39 protein-coding genes and 1 pseudogene are annotated in these 21,823 nt (G+C 29.9%); 15 read left to right on the forward strand and 25 right to left on the reverse strand.

The window, feature by feature from the left end; genetic code table 11:
- From C7N71_RS07550 to C7N71_RS07585, 9 genes and pseudogenes are all read right to left on the reverse strand, one after another.
- On the reverse strand, positions 1-252 hold a 252-nt coding region (locus C7N71_RS07550), incomplete at its 3' end, for a helix-turn-helix domain-containing protein (RefSeq protein ID WP_225361906.1).
- Positions 230-970: a hypothetical protein gene (locus C7N71_RS07555; protein ID WP_105988488.1), complete on the reverse strand. Its 741-nt coding sequence runs from the start codon at positions 968-970 to the stop codon at positions 230-232. The genes C7N71_RS07555 and C7N71_RS07550, both read right to left, overlap by 23 nt.
- Complete coding sequence (locus C7N71_RS08120) at positions 971-1,141, reverse strand: hypothetical protein (RefSeq protein WP_157944390.1); 171 nt, start codon at positions 1,139-1,141, stop codon at positions 971-973.
- 11 nt (positions 1,142-1,152) lie between these two features.
- Positions 1,153-1,614: a hypothetical protein gene (locus C7N71_RS07560; RefSeq protein ID WP_105988489.1), complete on the reverse strand. Its 462-nt coding sequence runs from the start codon at positions 1,612-1,614 to the stop codon at positions 1,153-1,155.
- Positions 1,615-1,644: 30 nt separating this feature from the next.
- A pseudogene (gene ssb, locus C7N71_RS07565) lies at positions 1,645-2,007 on the reverse strand (single-stranded DNA-binding protein); the annotation flags it as partial.
- Positions 2,007-2,759 (reverse strand): ERF family protein, encoded by a 753-nt coding sequence (locus C7N71_RS07570; protein WP_105988491.1) that lies wholly within the window; start codon positions 2,757-2,759, stop codon positions 2,007-2,009. The pseudogene ssb and the gene C7N71_RS07570, both read right to left, overlap by 1 nt.
- 2 nt (positions 2,760-2,761) lie before the next feature.
- Complete coding sequence (locus tag C7N71_RS07575) at positions 2,762-3,601, reverse strand: DUF1351 domain-containing protein (protein WP_105988492.1); 840 nt, start codon at positions 3,599-3,601, stop codon at positions 2,762-2,764.
- A 263-nt stretch (positions 3,602-3,864) separates the two neighbouring features.
- Positions 3,865-4,092 carry a hypothetical protein gene (locus tag C7N71_RS07580; protein WP_105988493.1) on the reverse strand — a complete coding sequence of 76 codons (228 nt, stop codon included), beginning with the start codon at positions 4,090-4,092 and terminating at the stop codon, positions 3,865-3,867.
- Between the two features lie 2 nt (positions 4,093-4,094).
- A complete protein-coding gene (locus C7N71_RS07585; protein WP_105988494.1) occupies positions 4,095-4,355 on the reverse strand; it encodes a hypothetical protein in 261 nt (86 codons plus the stop codon).
- A 50-nt stretch (positions 4,356-4,405) separates the two neighbouring features.
- Here C7N71_RS07585 and C7N71_RS07590 point away from each other — a divergent pair, with 50 nt between their 5' ends.
- Positions 4,406-5,347, forward strand: coding sequence for a hypothetical protein (locus C7N71_RS07590; protein WP_105988495.1), 942 nt, complete (start codon positions 4,406-4,408; stop codon positions 5,345-5,347).
- A 29-nt stretch (positions 5,348-5,376) separates the two neighbouring features.
- On the opposite strand, the gene C7N71_RS07595 is transcribed toward C7N71_RS07590, so the two are convergent.
- The 4 genes from C7N71_RS07595 to C7N71_RS07610 form a co-directional block, all read right to left on the reverse strand.
- Positions 5,377-5,604 carry a hypothetical protein gene (locus C7N71_RS07595; RefSeq protein ID WP_105988496.1) on the reverse strand — a complete coding sequence of 76 codons (228 nt, stop codon included), beginning with the start codon at positions 5,602-5,604 and terminating at the stop codon, positions 5,377-5,379.
- 108 nt (positions 5,605-5,712) lie between these two features.
- Complete coding sequence (locus tag C7N71_RS08190; RefSeq protein WP_105988497.1) at positions 5,713-5,934, reverse strand: protein-tyrosine phosphatase family protein; 222 nt, start codon at positions 5,932-5,934, stop codon at positions 5,713-5,715.
- A 19-nt stretch (positions 5,935-5,953) separates the two neighbouring features.
- A complete protein-coding gene (locus C7N71_RS07605) occupies positions 5,954-6,742 on the reverse strand; it encodes a Rha family transcriptional regulator (protein WP_105988498.1) in 789 nt (262 codons plus the stop codon).
- Positions 6,743-6,757: 15 nt separating this feature from the next.
- Positions 6,758-7,018: a helix-turn-helix transcriptional regulator gene (locus tag C7N71_RS07610; RefSeq protein WP_225361907.1), complete on the reverse strand. Its 261-nt coding sequence runs from the start codon at positions 7,016-7,018 to the stop codon at positions 6,758-6,760.
- 151 nt (positions 7,019-7,169) lie between these two features.
- Between C7N71_RS07610 and C7N71_RS07615 the strand changes: the two genes are divergently transcribed.
- The 4 genes from C7N71_RS07615 to C7N71_RS07630 all read left to right on the forward strand — a co-directional run bounded on the left by C7N71_RS07615 (position 7,170) and on the right by C7N71_RS07630 (position 10,011).
- Entirely contained in the window at positions 7,170-7,559 is a 390-nt protein-coding gene (locus C7N71_RS07615) for a helix-turn-helix domain-containing protein (protein WP_105988499.1), read from the forward strand.
- A gap of 16 nt (positions 7,560-7,575) precedes the next feature.
- Positions 7,576-7,971 carry an ImmA/IrrE family metallo-endopeptidase gene (locus C7N71_RS07620; protein ID WP_225361908.1) on the forward strand — a complete coding sequence of 132 codons (396 nt, stop codon included), beginning with the start codon at positions 7,576-7,578 and terminating at the stop codon, positions 7,969-7,971.
- 74 nt (positions 7,972-8,045) lie between these two features.
- Complete coding sequence (locus C7N71_RS07625; protein WP_105988501.1) at positions 8,046-8,621, forward strand: zinc-ribbon domain-containing protein; 576 nt, start codon at positions 8,046-8,048, stop codon at positions 8,619-8,621.
- A 160-nt stretch (positions 8,622-8,781) separates the two neighbouring features.
- A complete protein-coding gene (locus C7N71_RS07630) occupies positions 8,782-10,011 on the forward strand; it encodes a DUF4041 domain-containing protein (RefSeq protein ID WP_225361909.1) in 1,230 nt (409 codons plus the stop codon).
- A gap of 43 nt (positions 10,012-10,054) precedes the next feature.
- Here the strand turns inward: C7N71_RS07630 and C7N71_RS07635 are convergent, their stop codons facing one another.
- A complete protein-coding gene (locus tag C7N71_RS07635; RefSeq protein WP_105988502.1) occupies positions 10,055-10,240 on the reverse strand; it encodes a hypothetical protein in 186 nt (61 codons plus the stop codon).
- 14 nt (positions 10,241-10,254) lie between these two features.
- Entirely contained in the window at positions 10,255-10,440 is a 186-nt protein-coding gene (locus C7N71_RS07640) for a hypothetical protein (protein ID WP_105988503.1), read from the reverse strand.
- Positions 10,441-10,739: 299 nt separating this feature from the next.
- Here C7N71_RS07640 and C7N71_RS07645 point away from each other — a divergent pair, with 299 nt between their 5' ends.
- Genes C7N71_RS07645 through C7N71_RS08275 form a run of 4 tightly spaced genes read left to right on the forward strand, consistent with a single transcriptional unit; the run spans position 10,740 to position 11,845 of the window.
- Positions 10,740-11,069 carry a hypothetical protein gene (locus tag C7N71_RS07645; protein ID WP_105988504.1) on the forward strand — a complete coding sequence of 110 codons (330 nt, stop codon included), beginning with the start codon at positions 10,740-10,742 and terminating at the stop codon, positions 11,067-11,069.
- A gap of 53 nt (positions 11,070-11,122) precedes the next feature.
- Positions 11,123-11,473 carry a hypothetical protein gene (locus C7N71_RS07650; RefSeq protein WP_105988505.1) on the forward strand — a complete coding sequence of 117 codons (351 nt, stop codon included), beginning with the start codon at positions 11,123-11,125 and terminating at the stop codon, positions 11,471-11,473.
- 41 nt (positions 11,474-11,514) lie between these two features.
- The gene (locus C7N71_RS08125) at positions 11,515-11,664 is read left to right on the forward strand and encodes a hypothetical protein (RefSeq protein ID WP_225361910.1); all 150 of its coding nucleotides are present in this window, start codon (positions 11,515-11,517) and stop codon (positions 11,662-11,664) included.
- Between the two features lie 58 nt (positions 11,665-11,722).
- Positions 11,723-11,845, forward strand: a complete 123-nt coding sequence (locus C7N71_RS08275; RefSeq protein ID WP_263850960.1) for a hypothetical protein — start codon at positions 11,723-11,725, stop codon at positions 11,843-11,845.
- 232 nt (positions 11,846-12,077) lie between these two features.
- On the opposite strand, the gene C7N71_RS07655 is transcribed toward C7N71_RS08275, so the two are convergent.
- The gene (locus C7N71_RS07655) at positions 12,078-12,386 is read right to left on the reverse strand and encodes a hypothetical protein (protein ID WP_105988506.1); all 309 of its coding nucleotides are present in this window, start codon (positions 12,384-12,386) and stop codon (positions 12,078-12,080) included.
- Complete coding sequence (locus tag C7N71_RS07660) at positions 12,386-13,276, reverse strand: ParA family protein (protein WP_105988507.1); 891 nt, start codon at positions 13,274-13,276, stop codon at positions 12,386-12,388. Before C7N71_RS07660 ends, C7N71_RS07655 begins: the two co-directional genes overlap by 1 nt.
- A 597-nt stretch (positions 13,277-13,873) precedes the next feature.
- Here C7N71_RS07660 and C7N71_RS07665 point away from each other — a divergent pair.
- From C7N71_RS07665 to C7N71_RS07680, 6 genes are all read left to right on the forward strand, one after another.
- Positions 13,874-14,785 (forward strand): hypothetical protein, encoded by a 912-nt coding sequence (locus tag C7N71_RS07665; protein ID WP_105988508.1) that lies wholly within the window; start codon positions 13,874-13,876, stop codon positions 14,783-14,785.
- A gap of 128 nt (positions 14,786-14,913) precedes the next feature.
- Positions 14,914-15,756: a type II toxin-antitoxin system PemK/MazF family toxin gene (locus C7N71_RS07670; RefSeq protein WP_105988509.1), complete on the forward strand. Its 843-nt coding sequence runs from the start codon at positions 14,914-14,916 to the stop codon at positions 15,754-15,756.
- A gap of 410 nt (positions 15,757-16,166) precedes the next feature.
- Entirely contained in the window at positions 16,167-16,220 is a 54-nt protein-coding gene (locus C7N71_RS08350) for a putative holin-like toxin (RefSeq protein ID WP_249511716.1), read from the forward strand.
- Positions 16,221-16,690: 470 nt separating this feature from the next.
- Entirely contained in the window at positions 16,691-16,831 is a 141-nt protein-coding gene (locus tag C7N71_RS08130; RefSeq protein ID WP_157944392.1) for a hypothetical protein, read from the forward strand.
- A 150-nt stretch (positions 16,832-16,981) separates the two neighbouring features.
- Entirely contained in the window at positions 16,982-17,164 is a 183-nt protein-coding gene (locus C7N71_RS07675) for a hypothetical protein (RefSeq protein WP_105988510.1), read from the forward strand.
- 15 nt (positions 17,165-17,179) lie between these two features.
- Positions 17,180-17,686, forward strand: coding sequence for a hypothetical protein (locus C7N71_RS07680; protein WP_105988511.1), 507 nt, complete (start codon positions 17,180-17,182; stop codon positions 17,684-17,686).
- Between the two features lie 80 nt (positions 17,687-17,766).
- On the opposite strand, the gene C7N71_RS07685 is transcribed toward C7N71_RS07680, so the two are convergent.
- The 8 genes from C7N71_RS07685 to C7N71_RS07715 all read right to left on the reverse strand — a co-directional run.
- Entirely contained in the window at positions 17,767-18,594 is an 828-nt protein-coding gene (locus C7N71_RS07685) for a GH25 family lysozyme (RefSeq protein WP_105988512.1), read from the reverse strand.
- Positions 18,595-18,605: 11 nt separating this feature from the next.
- Positions 18,606-19,157 carry a hypothetical protein gene (locus tag C7N71_RS07690; protein WP_105988513.1) on the reverse strand — a complete coding sequence of 184 codons (552 nt, stop codon included), beginning with the start codon at positions 19,155-19,157 and terminating at the stop codon, positions 18,606-18,608.
- Positions 19,154-19,468, reverse strand: coding sequence for a hypothetical protein (locus C7N71_RS07695; protein ID WP_105988514.1), 315 nt, complete (start codon positions 19,466-19,468; stop codon positions 19,154-19,156). The genes C7N71_RS07690 and C7N71_RS07695 overlap by 4 nt, the downstream gene beginning before the upstream one ends.
- The gene (locus tag C7N71_RS07700) at positions 19,452-19,871 is read right to left on the reverse strand and encodes a hypothetical protein (protein WP_105988515.1); all 420 of its coding nucleotides are present in this window, start codon (positions 19,869-19,871) and stop codon (positions 19,452-19,454) included. Before C7N71_RS07700 ends, C7N71_RS07695 begins: the two co-directional genes overlap by 17 nt.
- 40 nt (positions 19,872-19,911) lie before the next feature.
- On the reverse strand, positions 19,912-20,073 hold the full coding sequence (locus C7N71_RS08135; protein ID WP_157944393.1) for a hypothetical protein: 162 nt from the start codon (positions 20,071-20,073) through the stop codon (positions 19,912-19,914).
- On the reverse strand, positions 20,073-20,537 hold the full coding sequence (locus C7N71_RS07705; RefSeq protein WP_105988516.1) for a hypothetical protein: 465 nt from the start codon (positions 20,535-20,537) through the stop codon (positions 20,073-20,075). The genes C7N71_RS08135 and C7N71_RS07705 overlap by 1 nt, the downstream gene beginning before the upstream one ends.
- 21 nt (positions 20,538-20,558) lie before the next feature.
- Positions 20,559-21,077 (reverse strand): hypothetical protein, encoded by a 519-nt coding sequence (locus tag C7N71_RS07710; RefSeq protein ID WP_105988517.1) that lies wholly within the window; start codon positions 21,075-21,077, stop codon positions 20,559-20,561.
- 4 nt (positions 21,078-21,081) lie between these two features.
- The coding region (locus C7N71_RS07715; protein ID WP_225361911.1) for a pyocin knob domain-containing protein at positions 21,082-21,823 on the reverse strand (742 nt) is incomplete at its 5' end.

Consider the following 21,823-nt stretch of genomic DNA (forward strand, 5'->3'; position numbering starts at 1 on the left):
AAGAATGCCATTCTTTTCTAATTCTGAAACTGCTGTACTAACAGCCGCCTTTTGTTCTTTGAAATGCTTAGCCAGCTCTGTAATGTAATAGTCCCAGTCATCTGGCAAGCTCCACATATAGCAAAATATTCCAATTGCTTTGGCTGTTAATGGCTCGTCTATCGTATATTTAGGATTAGCTGTATTAAATATATCGTTCTTGATGTGAGTAAAATTGCTCTCACGATCTTTATATACTTTTGTCATAAGCATCTTCCTCTATTTTTTCACTTAAAAATTCCTTAAAATCTTGCCATCTGTTTAACACTCTTGGACCATCTATTCTTATAACCATAGTGCATAAGCAACCACCATCGTAGTCATTAAGCATAGTTGATCTATGATTATATGCATCTAAATATAAATCTGATTTGCCAATCAAACTACCACTTAATCTTTCTTTAGCATCATCAACGATGCAGTCAACCGTGTAAATACAATGTGCTTTTAATACATTTTCAATTTTTCTGTAATCAAAAAGCTGATATTTCTTACCGTTTATTTTTTCCATTTGCTTAACAACATCAATAAACTTCACACCATTTGGCTGCGTATCTAAAGCTGTTATCTTGCTATTAGCAATTTGTTTTAATGTTTCATAAATCGATAAATTGTCATGATTCATCATTCTCTTCATTTTTAGTTCTTGTTTTCTTAAGATTTCTGGAACACCACATTCATATGGATCAATTGGTTCTTCAACTTCATAATTGATAAATAATAATTCATGTTCTTTTGCGAAGGGTTTAATTGCATCAAAGAAATCAGCTGTAACGTTTTCATAACATTTAACTAACTTTTTATCTGGAAAAACTTCTGCAAAGCAACACATATCATCACATAATTCGTAACTATTACTATCAGTTTTCTTAATAAAAGAACTATCGTTAAGCTTTTTTAAATTAGTTTCTAATAAATCCAGTCCGTTCATTTAAAATCCTCCTATAAACCATATACTGCTTGTGGAACATAAAACTCCTGTTATAAGTGAGGCAAAAGCTATTTTACCAATTGTCATGTTGTCTAAAGCAATAGCAGACAGCATTGCTGCAAATCCGACTGCTGATAAAGTTATGCCCAGTTTTAATAAAATCGCAAACATGATTAAGTCTCCTAAAGCAATTCTTTGTATAAATTAGCGTCAATTGTTGCTGTTTCTGCAACTAGTTCATAGTGTTTTCCATATTCTTCCATTAAGTGTCCATATAAGTCTTCTAAATCATCTTTAGTAAACAAGCATTCCGTAGGTAGAACATATTTGTTAGCATTAATCAAATCATAGCCTTCAAGCTTGTTGGTATAGCAGATAGCCATTTCATCTTTGAAAGCTATTGAAACGATATACTTCTTTTCTGGCTTGCGTTCATTAACTGGTGTATCAACATATGGAGTGACGAGTTTGAAGAAACCAAAGTTAGCTAGTTTTGCTCTGAATAAGCTAACAGTATTGTTTCTATCTAATTTGAGTATTTCATCATCGTCTATACCATAGAAAAATGTATTTCCATCAATAAGTTTTGCATGTATAGTCCAATCACTGTCATTAAGTTTTTTGTTCAATTCATCAATTGTCATTTCAAATTCTCCTTTTTCTAAAATTTAGAATGGTAAATCATCATTTCCGCTATTATTTTGATTGTTATTTTCAGATCGTGGTTCTAGCAGAGAAAAGTTTTCAACAACCACTTCAGTAACGTAAATTCGTTGTCCTTGTTGATTTTCGTAATTTCTGGTTTGAAGACGACCATCAACGCCAATCAATGAACCCTTATGTGTGAAGTTAGCTAAGTTTTCAGCGGATTTACGCCAAATAACACAATTAATAAAGTCTGCTTCATGTTCGCCATCACGGTTAGTAAATGGACGATTAACAGCTAGGTTAAAGCTCCCTACTGCTGTTCCTGATTGTGTGTAGCGTAGTTCTATATCATTAGTTAGTCTGCCTGTTAAAGTTGTACGATTAATCATTATTTAGCACCCTCCAAGTATTTACTTTCTAAAACGTTTAAATCATTGATTAGTTTGTCATTTAGAACCTTTAGCTTTGTGTCATTTAAGTCTTTTAGTCCGTCTTTAATGCCTAAACTTGCCATTGCTTGACTAACGACATCTTGCCAGTTATCACTACCAGTAACTTTTTTGTAGTCAACGACAAACTTTTTAAACTTCTTTTGTTGTTCAGATTCATGACTTGATGAATTGCTTGATTGTTGATTGTTACCTGGTTTATATGGCTTACGATTTGAGTAATTATTATGGTTTTGGTAATTGCTCTTTGAAGAATGGTTATAATTATTACCATAGTTGTTTGATTGGCTGGCTGAATTGCCGTCATCATCAGCTTCACCAGTAATAGCTAAATTAGTAGATAATGCATAACGTCTAGCGTAGGTGTTAGCTGAACCAATGCCCTGTGCGTTAGCTTTCTCAATTGGAATATTGATAGGGCTAAAAGTAATAATTCCCTTATCATGTAACAAAATAGTTTGTACTGATAAAATCTTAGGGTTATCGTTTTGTACGAAGTCTTGTACAAAAGATAGTCCTGTTCCTTTCATGCCTTTTGTGACTGCGTTAATTACACTTTCTAAGCCAGCATACTTTGACTTGGTAAATGGGTTGTCCTGGTCTTTTTTGGGGCTTTCAACTTGACTTTGAAATTTTGCAAAAGCTTTTAATATTTCTACTTTATCTTTTGGATCATTAGTTTCAATTTTCATAATTACTTATCCCCTTCTACAAATTGAATATTATTGTTATTCATAAATCTTTTTAGTTGTTCAAATTGTTTTTCAGTACCTGTAAATAAGATTTGACGTTTAATAAGGTTTTCTAATTCACCTGTTGTAAGGTCAACACGTTTGTTCCCAACTTCCTTAGTGTTAGCTTTTCTAGCTTCTTGTTTAGCTTGTTTGATAGATAAGTCATTCTGCATACGTTGAATAACATCGTTAGCGTTACTACCCTTTTTAACTTGATAAACATAGCCTTCAGGTTCAACGCCAATAGTTTCAGCAAATGTTTTAACCATTTGAATATCTTGCTTAACTCGTTGTTGGTCAGCTTCAGCAATTTCAATCGCATTGCTTGCAGCTTCTTGCCATTGTTTCTTGCTGGTAGACTTGTTTAGCCATCTTGGATCAATTTGAATATTCTCTGATGAAATACCCTTATTGCTACATACTTCATCGATAAAGCTTTGGATTTGTTGTTGTTTCCTGTCCTTAGCTTGTTGGTCGAACTTATCAGTTTGTTCCTTGATATTGGTAGTTACGCCATCAATAGGAGCTTCAATTTCTTTAATCAAGCTTTCAAATTCATTAAGTGGTTGATTGTAAGCACGTTTGATTTCTTTACGCTTATCTTCCAACGCCTTTTTAAGTTTGTTTAAATCAGTTCGCACCTTTTTATCATCTGAGTATGATTCTTCAGTGACCACTAGTTTTTCATACTTTTTAGCATAGTCAGCAACTAGTTTCTTTAATCCGTCAGCATTGTTTAATTCGATTGTTCCTGTTTTAAAATCTACTGCTACGTCTTGTGTTAATATTTCGTTTGCCATTATTTAGTTCCCCTTTTACGAATAATCAGTTTAATTTTTCTAGTTAGAATGATTTTGTGCATCATAATTTGATGCTGATTAATTGCTTTTAGTTGGGCATCATTCATTACTTGCCCCACTTTCTGGCTTGAATTAATCGGCCATTCTCGCTACAATTGAACTTAATTAAGTTATTTGCAATATAGCTTTCTCGGTCGTTGATATGTGGTGTATCAACGGCTTTTTCTTTTGCGTGAAATAATCTGTGAATAAAATTGAACATGTTAATCTTCCTTTCTTTCTTCATAAAAAATCATGGCTGAATAAATCACTAAAAATTGATAAGGATTAGATTGCTCGTTACCTGTATATGTGGAACTATTTTGGTATTGAATACTTATTACTTTTATGTTGTTGTCTTCAACAAACTTATTAATTTCATCAGTAAGCCAATCTTCTCCACATTGAGAGCTATAATTGTGTTCACTTGTAATTACTTTTACTTTTTGCATTATTAAACCCTCCATCCGTTTCTATAAATATTTTGAATAGTTAAATTACGTGCATTCACTTCTTCTTTGAGTGAATTAATTTTATTATCTTTCTTAATCATCAAATTTGATTGACGAGCAAGTAAGCCGTTCTTTAAATCAAGTTTGGCTTCCAGTAGATGCACCCACTTCTTAGTTGAAGCTAGTTCTTCTTCTGTTTCTGCTAAGCTTTCAGATAAATCCTTTAGTGGACGTCTGATTCCTTCTTTATATGTTGTTGGCATGGTTAAAATCTCCTTTTGTTATAATGTTTAATGGAAGGTGGTGAATAATTATGAGTTCTATGGATGACATGTTTAAAAATATAGATAATATAAATAAAATGATAAATAGATTAAACATAGATTTTCCTAACGTAAAAGCAGAAAAACAAATTGCCGATAATTTTAATAACTCAAATATAATAGGCAACAATGCAAAACTTTTAGGTAACATAACCGATAAAAATTGGATGAAAAATAACATACCTAGTATGGCAATTGAGAAATATTATCCATTTAATATAAATGATTTTGATATAAATCCTTTGAAAAAATATATTGATCAAATGGAAAAATCCAATCCAGCAATAAATGTTAATAAAGCTTTAGGTATAGAACCCAATAAATTGATTAAAAACTGGCAAAACAGTTTTCCTAGCTTAGATAAAATAATGCCTAATTTGCACAAAATTAATTTTAATGAGCAGAGACGTTATATAGAGCAATCAATGAGCTCCATATATGATATTAAAAATGAAAATATTTCTAATGCTTTAGATAACATCAAAGAACTAATTGGTTTACCTGATAGTAAAATTAGCGAATATCAGAAAAGCAATATAGAAAAAGTTGAATCAAAATATTTTTCTGATCTGGCTAATAATAGCGTATCTGAAAATCCAAGCAGCTCTCATGCTGAAGAAAACAAACGTAATAATAATAAATTTTTCAATGGAGCAAAATTTGAAAAAGTTAAAATTAATAACAACATTCAGTGGAAAGTAAACGGCGATAATGAATTTTCCTWTAAATACGGATTGCTCTTCAATAACAAAACTGGTGAAGCATATAAACCTGTTAAAAAATTTAGCCATTCAAAAATCTCCTCTGCTTTATGGATACAAACTTTTACTTTGATTTCTATTTGTTTAATGCGAATAAAAGATGCAAAAGACTGTTATGATGCTATAATCTGGATTTTAGATAGTGTTATAAATTTTATAAGTCATTTTTAAATAATTTAACTATTCCAGTAGCTATCCCACTAGTTGCTGGAATTTTTGATTGATTTGATTTCTGGTGAATCATCAATCTTAAATCTAGATATATAGTTGCCATTTACATAATTAACATCTTGGTCTTCGAATGTTACTTTGAACATTTTGGCATCAGGAAAATTGTCTTGAATATTCTTAGGTGCATCTTCTATAACCGCATCTTCTAATGGATAATCACTGTCAGATGTACATAAAAACTTTAGTTTTAGTTTCATTACATATTCTCATTTCTTTGACTTAATTATTAAAAATAAAATTGTTGATTGAACTACAAAATTAATGATTGTAAAAATTAAAATTGCGATATACATGTGCTAGCCTTCTTAATTTAGTTTCAAAAAATTAGATTCATATTTAATTTGGTTGTAAGCATATTGAAGGCTGGCGTACGCATCTTCGTATGTTAAGCCTTCTTTTTTTAACAGCTTAACTAACTTTTCACCTGATGCTTTTATTTGTTGTTCATCTTTAAACAATGTTGGTTCCATTGGTTCAGGAAATTTTTTCAAATAGTTTTGTTTATTGATTTTTTCTTGTTCATTCATTACATATGCCTCCTAGTAATTATTTCATTTCAACAATTTCTTCAGCTTTATTTAAAAAGTAAGTCTTAGATTTTGCAGTAGCTCTAGTAACTGACTTAAACGTATCAATCCAGCCACCCTTTTTAATGGGAATTTGAACTACCTTGAATAATTTCAAACGCATAGCACTCGATGTTGGAAGATTATATTCAGCACCGCTTTTGATTAAATATCCATGTTTTCTAAGGTATTTGAAAAAGTTGTTTCTACCAATGTGTGCAACATAGCCGTTAGCATTTAGCTTTTGTTCAATGTACTTAGCAAGTTCTCCAATTGGCATAACGCTAGTGTCACCTAATGTTGCATCATAAGCATCGGCCTTATCTTGTAACTTTTCGTTAGTCTTTTCTAACTTGTCCATACGCTTATGTTCTTCTAACCACTTTTCAGCTCGCTTCACTGGATCATCAATCATATAACTATCTTGATTTTGAAGTTTTAGTTCTTCGTCCATTTCGTGGAACTTCTTTACGTAGAATGCAGTGAACAATGTCCCCTTTTTACCATTCAACTTATTTACATACATTTCACAACCTAAACGTGTTAACAAATAACAAGGTCTTTGCTGTCCATTGCCACCTTTATATGATGATTGAATGAAATAATCAGACGAACGCAATTTTGCGTCGGTCTCAATATAGCCAACCAAAGTCCTTATTTTCCTAATTGTTTCGGTATGACGTTCTCCAATTTCATTTGCTACTAATTGACTGTTGATTGTTTCTTTTTCAACATTGATATTTACAATGTTATTTTTTCTCATAACCATGATTAATTACTTCCTTTAAGTTTTTATTAGTTTATTTTCGTTTTTTCTATAATTACGAATAAACTCGTTTTTATTACCAAAAAAAATCATATCCTTAGGTATGTGGTATATGGATGAAAATTGTTTTATACGCTTAAATGTTAAGTTTGAACTATCTTTTTCCCAATTAACAATGGTATTAACATTAACGTTTAGCAACCTAGACACATCTTTCTGAGTATAGCCCAAATTTATTCTAGCAGCTTGCAAAGTAAATAATATTTTCAATATAGTCACCGCCTTTCTTCATAACAACTACTACTTTATACGAGTTTACTCGTTTTGTCAACTAGTTTACTAGTATTTTTTATAAAAACAGCATTGATTAATACTAGTTTATTCGTTACAATATAATTGTATTAAATTTACATATAAGGAAGTTATAAGAATGGCTAGAAATAAATTGTCAAAGTTTGAAATACATATAAGAGAAGAGATTTCGCAAAATTTAAAAAATATTATTAAAAGTAAAGGCATTACGCAAGCACAATTAAGTGATAAATCTGGAATTCCTGCCTCTACTCTTTCCGGATATTTCGCTAAAAGATCCACTCCGAATGTTGGAGCAGTTCAAAAATTGTCTGATACTCTTGATGTTCAAAAGTCTGATATTGATCCAAGATGTGCCGACAATTTTAATGAAAAAGAAAATAAAAAAGTGTTTGATTTAAAGGAAGCCATAGACAATGACGAGTTAATGTCATATGGCGGGAAAGAAATTTCTCCTTTAGAAAAGGAAATGGTTAAACGCATCCTGGAAGAGAGGGACCATGATTAATGATTTAATTAATTGCATGCTTAATTATGCATTCGATAATAAAATAGGATTTGAGCTAGTTAATTTAGAACCAGATATGCAATCGTTCACTATAAAAAGTCAGGACTTAATCATAGTTAATCTAAACTGGCACAATAGAAATGAAGTTCCATTTCAAATAGCTCATGAGATTTCGCATATAACGAACAGCGACAATTTAATTTTATATAAATCAAAAAGTTGTAAATACAAATTATCATATGAACATAATGCTGATTTAAAAGCTTTAAATATATTAATACCTATGTATTTAAGCAGAACAGAATACACGATTAACAATATTTATCCATTAATGGAACAATTAGCAATTCCTAAAAGATTAACAAATGAAACCAAACAAATCACATCTAAATATATACAAAAAGGCTGCTAAAATAATAAGCAGCCTATTTTTTATACGTATAATTATGATATTATAGTCATATTACATATTTGAGGAGAGATTAGATGAACTTTTGTCCTAATTGTGGAGAAACATTAGAAAACAATCAGAATTTTTGTACAAATTGTGGTTATAGCATAAATGGTGAAAAAAATAATAGTGTTGATAATAATTCAGTGAATAATCAAAACAATTTCAATATAAATGAGCCAGCACCAGTTGGAATAAAAGGAGGTTTGAATAGAGACTTAAAAGAACCACAAATTCTTAGTTATAAACAAAAAATGGGATTAAAAACCGGAATTGAAAACGTACTTATAGGTCAGGTTGCAAATATGGGTAAAATGGTAGTGTCAGCTGCATGGGCATCATTATCAGTTAAATTTTTTGTTTTATCTTTTGAAGAACAAGGGATTGTACTTATGGGAGTTAATATGCAAGGAAAATTCAATGGAAAGAATGCATTTATTACTAAAGACTCAATATCAGAAACTAAACATAGAGCAGGATTTTTGAAACAAGTTGTAACCATAATATCTAATGGTGGAAAAAATAAATTTTATTGTCCTTCAATGGTTCTGGGATCATCTTTCCAAAGTCATAATGTTAAAAATATAGACGAAATTTTAAACAAATATTAAGGAGATATAATAAAGGAGATATAATAATTGTTTTTAGACATATTTAAAGTTAAAAAGTTTAAAAAGAAAATTAATGATTTAGAAAAAGAAAAAAAATAAAATTATTAATGAAAACAAGAAACTTAATAAAAAATTAAACATTAAGTTATCCCTACAGGCAATGTCAGTAAATGATTTAAATGATTTAATACATAAAAAAGAAAAAGAGAAAACAGCAACGGAACAGGAGATAGACACAAAAAAAGAAAAATTAAAGCTGCTAATAAGTGAAATAGATAAAAGACAGAATACAATAGAAGACTTAAAAGCAGAAATTGGTGATCTAAGTTCCAATGTGGAAATTAGTAGTTATGGTCTTTACGATCCCAAATATAAATTTGAAAATTCTTGGGAATATAAGGATAAGTTAAAGGACATAAGAGATGCAGAAAAAGAATCCATTAGGAATAAAACAGCTGTTTCTTTCAATCCAAACTGGTCTTTAAATGGTAGTCTTGCTAAGGGCAGAAGTATGAATAAGAAAAATATTAAGGCAATGTTTAGAAGCTTTAATAATGAATGCACTGAAGCAATTAAAAAGGTCAATTATTCTAATTACGATAGAATAGAAAAAAGAATCAAAAAATCATGTGAACAACATAATAAAATAAACGAATTAAATGCTCTTCGCATAAAAGATTTTTATTTACAATATAAATTAGACGAACTGGGCCTAGCTTTTGGATATGCAGTAAAGAAACAAGAAGAAAAAGAACAACTTCAAGAGGAAAGAAGAAAAGAAAGAGAAGAAAAACAGCTTAAAAAAGATGTTGAAAAACAAAATAAAAGTATAGATAAAGATATAGAACACTACAGTAAAGCAATAGAAGAGTTAGGAAATAGAGAAAATCAAACACAAGAACTTAAAGATGAGATTGAAAGTCTAAAACAAAAAATAAAAGATAATAATGACAAAAAAGATAGCCTAAATAGTACTCTATATAATGCACAAGCTGGATATGTTTATATAATTTCTAACATTGGATCATTAGGTGAAAATATTGTTAAGATAGGTGTCACTAGAAGATTAAAACCTGAAGATAGGGTTAGAGAGTTAAGTAGTGCCTCAGTTCCCTTTAAATTTGATATTCACGCTCTTATTTTTAGTACTGATGCTTTTGCATTAGAAAATAAATTACACAAAAGATTTAGTAAAAATAGAGTAAATAAAATAAATGGTAGAAAAGAATTCTTTAATATAAGAATAAAGGAAATAGAAGATGAACTTAAAAAATATGATAATGTTACGGTAGACTTCAATGAAATACCTGAAGCCGATGAGTATAGAGAAACCCTAAAAATTAATAATAAGGAATCTGAAAAGCAAAAAATTGATTCTTTATTGGAATAACAAATAAACCACCTTATCACTAAAATGTGACAAGGTGGTTTTATTATTTGCGTTGCTTCTTTTTTTGCATGAACAAACGGAATAACATCATAGAAATAATAATGGCAGTACCTATAAAGAATAATATCCAATGCAAATCTGTTATAGGTAAATCACGAGATAATAATTGTGTAAAGGTCATTGTTAAAAATGAAGTTAAAAATAAATTAGTTAGTGTATATTTTCGCAAAAGTAAATTCCTCCTTATTTTTTGTAATTAGTGATAAGGTCAGCAATTGCAGTTGATGCCAAAATTAATTCTATTAACAATAATACAACAACCACTATTTGACCCTTAAAGGTTGATGCAAAATATGTATTACCTATAAAATAAACTATTAACATTCCCATGAGAGCAGATAAACTTCCATTTATTATTGCTTTGTTCATTCATATCACCTCTTATAATATTTGAATATATGATAACATATTAAAAAATAAAACCACCCTACTCACGTAATTAATACTGAGAGGGTGATTTTTTATGGATTTGGAAGATAAAATTGAATACTTACTTGAAAATGCTGATGATGATTTGGAATACATGCGTAGCATTGGCGAATTATAAAATATTTTCCATATATGGAAACATTTTATTATGATTACACAAAGAAAAATCTTATTTTTAATAAAAATATAACAGTGGTATTATAGTAAAGTTGTCAATTACATATTTTGGAGGAATTTCGATGAAGAAATTTATATATTTATTGCTTGCTGTTATGACTATTGATCTAGGCTCAGCATCATTAGATCAACCTGCTCAAGCTCATGCTGAACAATACGTTTACGTTACTAAAACTGGTAAACGTTACTTCACTGACCCTAATGATCGTGGATTAAAACTTGGACATGCTAAGAAGCTATACAAGATTTCACTATCACAAGCTAGAGCTGAAGGATTTACTCGTTCTGCTACTGAAGGTGGAAACAGGGCTAAACATCGTCATATTAATCGCAGCTACTACAAGCATGTACGTCATTACAGACACCACCGTCATTATCACAGACATTATTAATCACAAAGCCGCTAAATTAATAGCGGCTTTTTACATATTTTGGAGGTATTTATATGAGATTTGGTTACAGAAAACCTAGTTGGAAAAAATCGTTCAAAGCTAGGACTACTGGCAAATGGAAACGACAAATGAAACGATCAATAAATCCATATTATGGTAAAAAAGGAGCTGGATGGGTAAATAATCCTAGAAAAGCTATGTATAACAAAGTTTATAATAAAACTTCTAGAAGTATATTTAGCCAACCTAGAAAACAAACTAGAAAGAAAATTAATTACACAAATGATATACCCAAGTGCAGCTTTATATATGGAATTGATAGTTTATTTAATTTAATAAAAAATATTTTATACCTAATTATGTACTTAATAGTAGCCTATCTACTAATATCATCAGTAATTTAACAAAGGAGTAAAGCATGCTACATATATTTTTTATAGTATCTATGGTCGTATTTATTCTTGCTGGGTTAATGTTACAAATTGAAATGCTCTTTATGTCTAAAAATGAGCAAGAATATTTAAGCAATAAAAACAATTTTAAAACTGCACTTAAAGCCATTGCATTTTTCTGGTTTTTATCTGCATTAACATAAAAATACTAACCACCTTTTTACGTAATTAATACTATAACGCAGAAAGGTGGTTATTTATATGGAACTGGAAGAACTAGGACTAAGTGCAACTGATTTAGCTAAAATTAAACGTATATACGAAAAAATGGATAAGCTAGCTGATGAAGGCGCTAAGATTATAGCTAAATATATTGAAGAATAAAAGGGGTCCCCGTTATGGGAACCCCTTTTATATGTGTATATTTTTATGACTTCAAAACGTTTTAATATTAAAGTATTTTAGTACTGTGAATTTTTAATACTAAAGTACTATGGTAATACTTTTTAATTTTCAAAAATATTTCTATTTAGTTGAAAATCTATAAGTTTTACTTAATTTACTAAAAAGGGAAATTTAGTAAAAATAGATATTGAGTAAATTTACTTAATTTATACTATTTACTATTTTTAGCATCTAATAATTGATATAGTTTCCTATCGCCTTCTGGGGCGTTATTAATATAGTTATCAATTAATAATTCTATTGCTTGATAGTCAAACTTTTCGTTGTTAATATCCTTAACGATTTTCAAATGTTGATATAGTTCATCTGATATTTTAATTGTATGTTTTTGATTTGATGTTTTTCGTTTGCTCTTTTTTATATTATTAGAAGTCTTTTTTTCTTCTTTATAGTTAGATGGTTGAATTGCTCCAGGCTTTCTATTATTAGCACCATTTAAAATTCCCATTGATTGATTCATTATTTTTCACTCCCTGACATAAATAATCCAATTCTTAGTATTAGTTCATTAGTTACCAATTGATACTTATGCATAATTCTATGTTCATACATATTATCGTTAGTAATTCCTAATACTGGGAAACGTTTTATTCTAGCCATCTGGTTAATAACATTTTTAAACATATTCTTTTCACCAAATGATTCTGAAGCTTTTTCAATAGTTTCGTTATCAACCCTATTTCTATCGTCAGTTAGCATAGGTAAAATCCCAACAACTTCTATATCCTTCAAATCGTATTCTTGAACAAGAGGAATTAAAGTATCGTTAATATAATCAGTAGCACCATCTAAACTACCTTGTTGGGTTTGCAAACTAATCAATACATAGTCTGACATGATAACAGCATTGTCATTAATTTCTTTAGACAATGGAGGCGTATCTAAAATGATTACGTCGTACTTCTTTTTAAGCGGTTTAAATAAAGGCTCAAGCACATGATCTTCATCATAATCATTATCAGTATTCTTATATATATATTTAGGAAATCCCTTAAAATCTACATGAGATGGTAACAGATCTAAATTATCCATTATGTTAATTGGTAAATCTTCCAAACTATTATCTTCTATTCCACTCATAATAGTTTTATTCAAAATAGTTAAATCGTCTTTAACATTATCCCTGGTAAGAACTAACATTTTTGTAGAGTTAGATTGTGGATCTAAATCAGCAACCAAAGTTTTAATACCCATATTAGCTAAAGTATAAGCAATCAAGCATGAATTAGTTGTTTTACCTACTCCACCTTTTTGATTACCAACTAGTATAGTTGTAGCTTCATTTTTTGATTTTATATTGTTGAGAATTGAATTTATTTTATTTTTTTCTAATATTTCTTTTTTCTGCATAATTATCCCCACCATTTATTAATTTAACAATATTTTAACACTATTTATAAAAATTAGTAAATATAGATAATTTACTAAACTTATTAAATATTAATAAGTTAGGCAATTAAGTAAATTTAGTAAAAATATATTGAAATTAATTTATGAAAACATTATTAAAATAGTATTTTATAGAATTGTTTTACTAAATTAAGTAAATGTTATAAATTAAGTATGTTTAGTAAATTTAGTAAAAAGGGAAATTTTTAGTAGATTTGACAACCAATTACTCTAAGGGTATTCTATAAGCATAAATAAAAAGCACCAACCAAAAGGTTGATGCTCAAAAATAAAGATATGAAAAAAGAGCGTTGATAAGAAGTTATTGGAAGTAACAACTTATCGGCTAACAAGTACCTAACCTACTTGCTTACCTTACGCTCTGAAAAAGAATTTTTTATTTAATTGATTTAGTTGATTGCTACAAACAACCAACGATTATGAATTAATTATATAACTTTTTTAGGGCAATTTCAATAACAATACATAATTGAAAGGGTGCAAGTGAACACAATACTTGTACCCTTTTTTCTATCTCAAAATAAAGGAGATAGTAAAATGCAATTTATTAAATTATATTCAAAATTCGAAGAGGCTGGACTTAAGCCTAATGAAATGATCGTGCTAGCACATTTATATGACCGTATGGATTTAAGTCGTAAAAATATGGGTTTCTACGATAGTAAACAACATAGCTACTACATTACTTTTACACGTGAAGAATTATCTAAAAAAGTTCACGTAGGAGTTGCAACTATTACTCGTGTATTTAAAACATTAGCTGCAAAAGGTTGGATCATTGTTAAGCAACGTTTCAATTCATCTAACCGTATTTTTTTACCAATATCTCTAGAATCTAAAAATGATTCATCTAAAGTATCAAATTTAGATTCTACCCATACTAAACATATACAAACATATACAGATGAAACAGATGTAACACGTAAATCATCAAAAAATAAGCAACTTGCAATGCCTAAAACTGAAATTGGCAATGAGGAAAAGAAACAAATTCACATTTCTGGGTTAATTCACATTTCTGGGTTTGATCGTATGCAAAATTTAGTGGATTCATTAAAACAAAAGGCTTGCTTTGGACATGACTTAATTAATATTTTAGTTAAATACTCTGAGAATACTGAGGTTCTATATAACTATGCACAATTAATTTTTAAGGCTAAGAAAACAGTAATTAATAATTTAGTAAAGAATGGTAAACCAGAAGCTAAAGAAGCTCTTATATTTGAAAACAACATTAACTTAATGCCTGAATTAACTGAGTTTATGAAGTCATTAATCATTAAAACTAGATGCACTAGGAGTATTAAAAATGTTGCTGGATATATAACTAAGGCTTTGCATGAATTCTTTACAGAAGCAGTTGGTGGGTACATGAGCATAGAACGCCACGCTCAGCTATCTAAGAATACGAAGGAATTCAACATACCAATAATTCAACTTGATAAATAAAAGTTATAAGAACTAAATTGGCTATGCTTAGGGGAGAACTAGCTTAAGTTAAATTGCTTTGTAGATTATAGTAATAAATTATGTTTTAATAATTAGTATAAGATTACGAATTGGAGCTAAAAATAAATATGGCTAATAATATCGATAGGCTAGAAAGAAACTCAAAATATGCTTTAAATAATTACAAAAAAGTTTTAAATAATAATGGTCATAATAAAAAATACAAACATTTACCAGATTGGATTTTAAGCAAAAGCAAATATTTATTAAGAGATTACAAATGCTATGAAAAAAATAGAAAAGTTTTTTCTAGAGGTGCATTAGTTTACGTTGATTTTGGTGTTAATGTTGGTACAGAATTGAGTGGTAGTCATTTTGCAATAGTTTTAACAAAAAATGATCATAAAAGAAATGATAAATTAAACGTTGTACCATTAACTTCACATTCTCATGAAGACAATATACCTATGAATGACACAATCCTAAATCGTTCAAAAGATAATTTATTGAAGTACTATATCAATTTAAAATTTTTATATCTATCACTAATTATTTTGCATAAAGAGATTTTTGATGAAGATGATAATTTAAGTAATGAAGACGTTAAATCATTAAAAGAAGATTGGCTTAAGGGAATCAAAAAAGTAACGGACAACCAAAGTTACCAATATTGTCTTACAATGATTGATGATAAAGAACGTGCTAAGGTATTCATTAAAAAAGTACACTTTAACTATGAAAAAGTTGAAGCAATGAATAAATTAAAAGAAAAAGTATCTAAAGTAAGCAAAGTTGCTAGAAAATATAATAACTATAACAAAGAAACGTTCATTAAAATTGCTGACATAACTACTGTCAGTAAAGCTAGATTAAAACGGATCAATGAATATGATCCCATTGGCAAAATAAAAGTATCAGACGATATTTTAAACCAGATTGACCAAAAGATCATAGAATTTTATACAAAATAATTTATGTATCTGTTGTATTATCTGATTACATTATATATAATATAAGTATCGATAGGCATAGTTTAACTATCGCCAACCAATTTATTTTTAGATTTAGGCCTTGCGCCAACAATGTATAAAGAGAGCTTAAACTTAGTTTTGGCTCTCTTTTTTAATACATATAAAAAAAGACAGTCAAATTAATGACTGTCTAAATACCGTGAATTATCAGAAGTGCATGTTTCCATGCATAATCTAGTATAGCAAGTGTTTGTTTTATTAAAATGTTCCTGTATAATTTATTCCAGTAGAGAAGTTAATGGACGGTGGTTGTCTTTTTCCTGAAGAGGTGATGTCTATGGGAACATGGAATAATCTTAAGAAAGGTTTCGCAACCGGTGAGTGTTTTTCAGGCACTTTCTTTGATGTTCATGTTTGGCATGTTTATTTTAGCATTGCTAACGTACATCAATAAGCACAAATAAAAAAGCCGTCCCATCATAACTTTGGCGAGTTATGGGATAGCTTGTATTAGTTACTCTTAGCTTTAGCCACCGTCTTTTAAACGGCTTTACTAGGAAGTCCTGTTTTAGCAGGGCTTCTTTTTTTAATTCAACGTTATTATATATTTAATATCCTAACATATCAACCATTTTGTACATATTTATTTCATGAATCCCTTCATAAATTATACAAAGCAATGGTATAATTGATTCCAACGGAAAAGCAAGATGCTTAAGCGTTTCGACATATAAGAACGTCACTATTAATTTAGTGGCATTTTTTGTATATAAAAAGAGCAAGCATTACTGTGCTTGCTCTTAGAGTCTTTGATTTTATTATGCCCAGCGAAAGGCACTTATAATTATATAACATTTTTAAAATTATTTCTAAATATCATTGACTTTGTACGTTATAACGTGTATTATAATAATTGTAGAGAGGAGATGAAAAGTTGAAGACTAGTCAACAAAAAAGAGCTGAACATAAGCAACATAAAATTAACAATGAACTAACATTACTAACGGCAATAGTAAGTTTGATATCATCAATTATTTCATTAATAGTTGCTTTGTTATCAGCTCTAAGTAAATAATAAAGTTAAAGGGATAACGTCCCTTGCTTTATTGTACATTAATGTCTTTAACATATAAAATGAAAAAACAAATTATAACTTTAATTATTTCTATAATCGCTTTAATAATAGCGATTGTTTCATTAATTATTCAACTAACGGAGGGATAAAATGCCTTTACCAGAATCAAGAAAACGTGCCAATAAAAAATGGGACGATGAAAATAAAGAACGCAAGAGATACATCGTTAAACGTTCTACTGCAAAAAGTTTTATAAAAAATTATGCTAATCAAGAAGATTTAGATAATTTAAAACAATTAATCGCATATCGTGAAGATCAATTAACAAAATAATAGGGAGTCTTATTTATGGAAGATAAAAAAATAAAGTTTAAGTCAATGAAATCCTACATGCAATCATCTGCAATAGCAATGTCAAATATAATATTGCTTTCTATCATATATACTATCTATTCATTTTTCAATGAAAATAATAAATTGGATTTGATGAATATAATTACAATTTCAGCCACTAGTAGTATGATTGTATTTGCAGCATTAGTTAATGTTAAAGGTTTTATAAGTCATTATGGTAAATCATTTGCTATATATTCTATTTTAATATCAATAGCATCAATAGTTTCATCTATACTTATAAACTTTTTGTTTGATTTACGTATCCCAATGCTATATGAATTTAAAGAATATGTAAGCATTGTTGCAATAGTTAACTTTGTAAATCATATATTTGATGCGATAAATAATTTTATGCTATTTTTCTCTCTTTCAGTATCTATTCATTTATTATTTATACCATTTTTAATATATTTATATAAATTTGTAAGAAGTTCGTTTGCTAAAAATTATAAAAAATAAAAAGACCTACTAACTAAATTAATAGTTAGTAGGTCTTTTTCGATTATTATTACATCATCTTAGGTAATGAAATTATAACATTATTTAACTCTATGAGAGAAGTTAGTATTGGCACTAACATAGCCCAGATGAGTTTTTAATCTTGTAATTTTACCATCTTTCACAACATCGGCGTAGAAACATGATTTAGCTCCAAATCTAGGCGCACGTTTACTCTTTAAGTGTAAATCAGAATAAGTTGATAACATGGATTTAGCTTCAAATAACTTACCTTTTTGCCAGTAAGTAGCTTTTTTAGGCTTTTCATTAATGCCTTTAGATAGCTCGCCTATTGAGTCATAATCAAGGTCAACAGAATGGCCTTGAACATTACCAGTCCATGTATATTGCCATACTTTAACACCAGTAGGGCGATTATCCCATGAGTTGCCACGTCCAATTGATGCAATCCAAGGTTTAGCACCATGATGCAATTTACCTGTTTGAATGCCATCACTTCGATAATTAAACATAGAACCCATTGAGTATACATAAATATGATGATATCCAGCATTATAAACCACGTCAATAAAATTATTAATGTGAGCTGTTAAATTAGGAATATTTTCAGTTTCAGCATCAATCATAACGACAGTTGATTTATCAGCATGGATTTTATTTTGTAAGGCATTTAGAAAGTTATGTGCTTCTGCCGTACCATTGCCTTTAAAGAAGTGATAACAGCTAAACGATCCAAACACTTGGTATGAATAATAGCATTGGGCAATTGCAGTGGGACTAAAAAAACCTATGTTTTGAGTAATCATTACACAAGTTGATTTAACATTATATTCATTTTTTAAAGCTTGTAACCAGCTTTTCGTAGCAGGTTGCCAGTTGGAAATATCAGCAAAACGATTAATAGTCATCTTATCATCTCCTATTCTTCTGGCTTAGTTGGTGGAGTTTGTTGTGTTCCTTGTGGTTTAATTTGCACATATGGGTTGTTAGATGGACCAGCGTAATCATTATTAGCATTGCCATTATTTGAAGGCTGAATGACTTCCTTATGCACGTCTCCACCGTTTGCTTTGTACCATTGATATGCCCTTTCGGTAACTTCACCAACCACGCCTTCAGGTATATCAATGCCTAATTTATTTAATCCAGCATTAGTTTTTTGAACTGCCAATTGACGTTTCTCTTGATTACCAAGAGTTTTATCAATCGCTAATGGTATTACTTTATTTTTAGCCATTTCAAGGGCGGTATCCATGTTTTTATTGAAGTTATCACGAGCCTTATTGGCTTCTAATTCAGCTTGTTTTTCGGCTTGGGCTTCAGCTTGCTTCTTATCTTGTGCATTCTTAATAGCATCTTGTTCATGTTTATGAATCACAAATTTTCGCCATACAAAAGTGGCAATAGTACCAACTACCGTTAAGACAACATCTGTAATAGTTTTAATCATGTTTAAATCTAAATTATTCATTCTTTATTCTCCCTTTTATTAAGTCTCTGTCTCAAACTTTTGTTTTCACATTTGAGTGTGTTAACTTCTTCTTTTAAAGAATTTATTTTTTCTTCATACGTTTGTTTAAGAGATTTGAACTTATCTTCGTATTTATTTTGTAGCTCTTGATACTGGCTATCTTTTAGCTCTAACTGTTGTTTAACAGTTGCTTGTATTACTGCAATTTGTTTTGAATTACTATCATGGTGTTCTGTGATATATGCGATAACAATACTTAAAATTGTAGTAACTGCGGTAATAATAGCCATGACATTATTTGAGATCGTCATCGCCGCCTTTCGCAATTCCAATAGTTAATGCAACCACCAGCAAAGATAAAACCCATGTAACATTAAAACGGCTATCAATTACTCCCCGAATGAAAAATGAAGTAGAAATCATAGTAAAAAGCCCTGTATTTATATACAGAGCTAAGTTGCTTAATTTTTTAGTATTTAAAATAACACTGGCCAGCATAATAATTCCTACAGACATAAATATTAGTGAAAACCACCAATCATCTGCGAAACCAGTTGCTGCAAGTTCTGCGCCTCTAATTGGTGGTGGTGGAGTAATTGAAGGATTATCTAAATAATTCATATGTGAAGATATATATAGTCCCATAATCAAATCAGCGATGCCTAAACAGAATCTTGAATAGTGTTCGTTAATATTTTGTAAATATCTTTTCAATAGCCATACTCCTTTCTAAATTTTTGTAAAATAAAAACGCCTATTGTTGAGGCGTTGGTGCAATGATTTGGTCACATGCTGCTTGATTGAACATGAAAGGTACGAATGATTTGAATGTATCAGCACTCATATTCCCTGCTAAGTATTGATATCTGAATGCATTAATTACATCAGTTGAGATATTTGGTTGTTCGTTGTTCATTATTTATTGCCTCCATTTTCCGCTTGATTATTTGAATTTGATTGTTTGCTAGCATCATTCATTAAGTCCTGTACATTAGCTCCTAATTCATTCAATTTTTTACTAAAGAAATTAATGATGGTTTGTTGTCCTTCAATTTGTTTTTGTTTAGTAAGATTGTTGGTTTGAGAATCTTTAAACTTATTTTGTAAATCTTTTAATTGATTTGATAGATTGGCGTTATCATTTTTGATATCTTCCATATCGCCTTTATATTTCATTTCAATTTTTTGTTCATCAGTTGCTGGATAATCTGGTGGGAACTTTAAAGCGTTGGCTTGTGTATCCCAGAAAATCTTATTTGTGATAAAACCTAGCAACTGTGCTTGATAGCCGGTTACTTCCACCGCCATTGAGCCTTCTTGTTTTTCATCTGATACTGATTGTACATAGTTATTTTTATCTAAAATCACTTGTTTTTGCATTGTATTTCCTCCTAAATATTTTTAATATAATACTGGTACATACATCATAAAGAATCCGTTAAATCCACCTTGAAAAGTTATATAACCACCATTTGAGTAGTTATGAACATATACGCCCATTGTAATTATTGATGGTCCATAAGCCATAGACATATTTAATGTATTGGTTTGACCACTTCCATCAGAAAATCCATTAGCTCCAAATGGATTTTCAGGCATATAAACGCTTATATCATGATAGGCATTAACATATCCAATTAGTAAATGCTGATTATTATTGAAAAATACGGCAGTATTTGGATCACGACTTCCATATATATCAGTTTTCAACCACTCACTATTGTTAATTATTTTATTATTTAGATTATTAATTTGATTGTTTAAATTACTTTTATCGTTATTTAAGCTGGCTTTATCATTTTGCAGATTGCTAACTTGCCCCTTTAAGTCATTAACTTCATCACGGTCACTAATTTTCAGCCATTCACCATTGTGCATAATCGCTGCACCTTTGACGTTTGCCATTTTTCCACTTTCCATCTAATCACTCCTTTACAATCGCAAGTGTGCCTTCTGGAGCAGTTGTGCTGTTTACTTGGTCTAAACTATCGAAAAACTTAATCTTCTCATCAGAATGTGCATTAGCTCGTTGCTCGGCATCACGGATATCCGCACCCAGTTGGTCTTGTGCTTTATCTATGCGGTCAGATAGGGCAGCGGTGTCGTCAGTTGTAGTTAATTGTTTCCAATTAGTCCAAATGCCATTAATTTTATATCGCTCATAGTTTAGAGAACCAAAGTGGTCATTACAATACGATTGTTTAATCATATTATTAGAAAAATGAGTTACTCTGACATAGCAGTGTCCGGAACTACCATCTGGGTTATTTTTTAAGATAAAAGAAGCATGGACGGTATTTTCATCTGCATAGAAACCTGTCTGCGTTAAATCATTTAAATCATCTACTGGAATACTTCCTCTATTAACAATGCTTTTATCAGATAAATCGTTGATTCTATCGCTTAGCTTATTAGTATCATCTTTGCTTACGGCTAATTGCCAGCCAGTATCTCCACCGACTGTACTAATAGACCTGGTTAGTATCATGCTAGTTGAAGTTGTTAATACATAATTCCTTGTATAAAAGCCTGACCACGATTTAAAATATTTTACTTCCAAAATATTTAACCAGCTATTGATTATGCCATTATCTGGCATTCCTTCCCAATTATTAGGATTTCCGTCTAGGATATATTGACCACTTTTGGTAATGTCGACTAGTTTT

This window comes from Apilactobacillus timberlakei (genome assembly GCF_002993965.1).
In the GTDB taxonomy this organism is placed as follows: Bacteria; Bacillota; Bacilli; order Lactobacillales; family Lactobacillaceae; genus Apilactobacillus; species Apilactobacillus timberlakei.